Here is a 2,812-nt window from a genome sequence, read left to right on the forward strand (position 1 = left end):
TAGTGGGATGGAGAATGCGCGCATAGTCACTCCGTGTGCGTTATAACGGTCAATCAATGTAGCACTGTGCGTTATAGCGTACAAGTGCTAAGCTGTAGCCTTGAGAAAGGAGAGTCAGGAAGGCGAAAAATGGAAAACTTAACCTACTATCTGGCCACAACGCTCCGCACGCTACGTCACCAGCGGGAATGGAGCCTGTCACGTTTGGCGGAGGAAACCGGCGTGTCAAAAGCCATGTTGGGGCAGATTGAGCGCAACGAATCCAGCCCAACGGTGGCGACATTGTGGAAAATTGCTACCGGACTGAACGTGCCATTCTCGACGTTTATTTCACCGCCAGAGTCAGACGGCGCGCCAACATTCGATCCCCAGCAGCAGGCGATGGTCGTCACGCCATTGTTTCCGTGGGACCCACAGCTGTGCTTCGATCATTTTTCGATACAGCTGGCACCTGGCGCACTCAGTGAATCGACTCCGCATGAAACCGGCGTTATAGAGCACGTGGTGGTGATAAATGGGCTGCTGGATATGTGTATTGAGGGGCAGTGGCGCACCATTAAATCCGGCGAGGGGGTGCGTTTTGCGGGAGACAGGGCGCATAGCTACCGTAACAGTAGCGAACAAACGGTTCACTTTCATTCCCTGATCCATTACCCGCGCGGTTAATCGGGAAAACTATTCCGAAAAGCCGCGCTTGTGACTACAATAGCCGCCATTTTTACCACTTGTGGATGGTAACAACTGTATGCGCCAGCAGCCTCATCACCTTGAATTGTTAAGCCCGGCCCGGGATACCGCCATTGCACGTGAAGCCATTTTGCACGGCGCTGACGCCGTTTACATTGGCGGACCGGGTTTTGGCGCGCGTCATAACGCCAGTAACAGCCTGAAAGATATCGCCGAACTGGTGCCGTTTGCGCATCGTTACGGGGCGAAAATCTTTGTGACGCTAAATACAATCTTGCATGATGATGAGCTGGAGCCCGCACAGCGATTAATTACCGATCTGTATCAGACCGGCGTTGATGCCCTGATTGTGCAGGATATGGGGATTCTGGAGCTGGATATTCCTCCCATTGAGCTGCACGCCAGCACCCAATGTGATATTCGCAGCGTCGAGAAGGCGAAGTTTCTATCTGACGTCGGATTCACCCAAATTGTCCTCGCGCGCGAACTGAGCCTTGAGCAGATAAACGCCATTCATCAGGCTACGGATGCGACTATTGAATTTTTCATTCACGGTGCGCTGTGCGTCGCCTATTCAGGCCAGTGTTATATTTCACATGCGCAAACCGGACGTAGCGCTAACCGCGGTGACTGTTCTCAGGCTTGTCGCCTGCCGTATACCCTGAAAGACGATCAGGGGCGCGTGGTGTCCTATGAAAAACATCTGCTGTCGATGAAAGATAACGATCAGACCGCCAACCTCGGCGCGTTGATTGACGCAGGCGTGCGCTCCTTCAAAATTGAAGGGCGCTATAAAGACATGAGCTATGTGAAGAATATTACCGCGCATTATCGTCAGATGCTGGACGCCATTATTGAAGAGCGCGGCGATCTTGCACGTTCTTCAGCCGGGCGTACCGAACATTTCTTTACTCCATCCACGGAAAAGACCTTCCATCGCGGCAGCACCGATTATTTTGTGAATGCCCGTAAAGGGGATATCGGCGCATTCGACTCACCAAAGTTCATCGGTCTGCCGGTTGGCGAAGTCCTGAAGGTGGCAAAAGATCATCTCGATGTTGAGGTAACAGAACCGCTGGCCAACGGGGATGGTCTGAACGTGTTAATCAAGCGTGAGGTCGTCGGATTTCGCGCCAACACCGTTGAAAAAACGGGGCACAATCGTTATCGGGTGTGGCCGAATGAAATGCTCGCCGACCTGCACAAAGTGCGCGCCAACCATCCGCTGAACCGCAATCTCGATCATAACTGGCAGCAAGCGTTGACCAAAACCTCCAGCGAACGCCGCGTCGCGGTCGATATTGAGCTGGGCGGCTGGCAGGAACAGTTGATCCTGACGCTCACCAGTGAGGAGGAGGTGAGTATCACCCATACGCTGGACGGCCAGTTTGAGGAAGCGAACAATGCAGAAAAAGCGTTGAGCAACCTGCAGGATGGCCTGGCAAAACTGGGACAAACGCTGTATTACGCCCGTAATATTCAGGTGAATCTGCCGGGAGCATTGTTCGTGCCGAACGGTCAACTGAATCAGCTGCGACGTGAAGCGGTCGACATGCTGGATGCAACTCGTTTGCAAAACTATCAGCGCGGTCGCCGTAAACCGGTTGCCCAGCCGGCGCCGGTTTACCCGCAAACACATCTGAGTTTTCTGGCTAACGTCTACAACCATAAAGCGCGAGAGTTTTATCACCGTTATGGCGTGCAGTTGATTGATGCCGCCTATGAGGCGCATGAAGAGAAGGGCGATGTGCCGGTGATGATCACCAAACATTGCCTGCGTTTTGCGTTTAACCTGTGTCCGAAACAGGCGAAAGGAAATATCAAAAGCTGGAAAGCCACGCCGATGCAGCTGGTTAACGGCGATGAGGTCCTGACGCTGAGATTTGATTGCCGACCGTGCGAAATGCACGTGATCGGCAAGATGAAACATCACATTCTGAAGATGCCGTTGCCGGGCAGCGTGGTGGCTTCCGTCAGCCCTGAAGAACTGCTGAAAACGTTGCCAAAGCGTAAAAGCTAACGGTTAGCTCTGATGTGTATCGGGTTTGCGTGATTTTTGCCAGTAATGGTGTTCGCGAAGATCGGCGGCGGATTCTTCCGCCGTCATTCGTAGTTCATCGCTGTC

Annotated in this window: 3 protein-coding genes; 2 read left to right on the forward strand and 1 reads right to left on the reverse strand. The window is 53.1% G+C overall.

Annotated features, from left to right (window positions below; all coding sequences use genetic code 11):
- Positions 1–129: 129 nt before the first annotated feature.
- Positions 130–666 carry a helix-turn-helix domain-containing protein gene (locus tag FDW87_RS10545; protein WP_137379721.1) on the forward strand — a complete coding sequence of 179 codons (537 nt, stop codon included), beginning with the start codon at positions 130–132 and terminating at the stop codon, positions 664–666.
- 79 nt (positions 667–745) lie between these two features.
- A complete protein-coding gene (locus tag FDW87_RS10550; RefSeq protein ID WP_137379722.1) occupies positions 746–2,707 on the forward strand; it encodes a U32 family peptidase in 1,962 nt (653 codons plus the stop codon).
- Positions 2,708–2,710: 3 nt separating this feature from the next.
- On the opposite strand, the gene FDW87_RS22280 is transcribed toward FDW87_RS10550, so the two are convergent.
- Positions 2,711–2,812: DUF2554 family protein (locus FDW87_RS22280; protein WP_252363107.1), on the reverse strand; the 102-nt coding region annotated here is incomplete at its 5' end.

The organism is Citrobacter sp. wls826, assembly GCF_005281245.1.
GTDB classification, from domain to species: domain Bacteria; phylum Pseudomonadota; class Gammaproteobacteria; order Enterobacterales; family Enterobacteriaceae; genus Citrobacter; species Citrobacter braakii.

What these genes read in the sequence shown, in the direction of transcription:
- FDW87_RS10545 (WP_137379721.1), top strand. Translation starts at nt 130, where the DNA reads ATGGAAAACTTAACCTACTATCTGGCCACAACGCTCCGCACGCTACGT.
- FDW87_RS10550 (WP_137379722.1), top strand. Translation starts at nt 746, where the DNA reads ATGCGCCAGCAGCCTCATCACCTTGAATTGTTAAGCCCGGCCCGGGAT.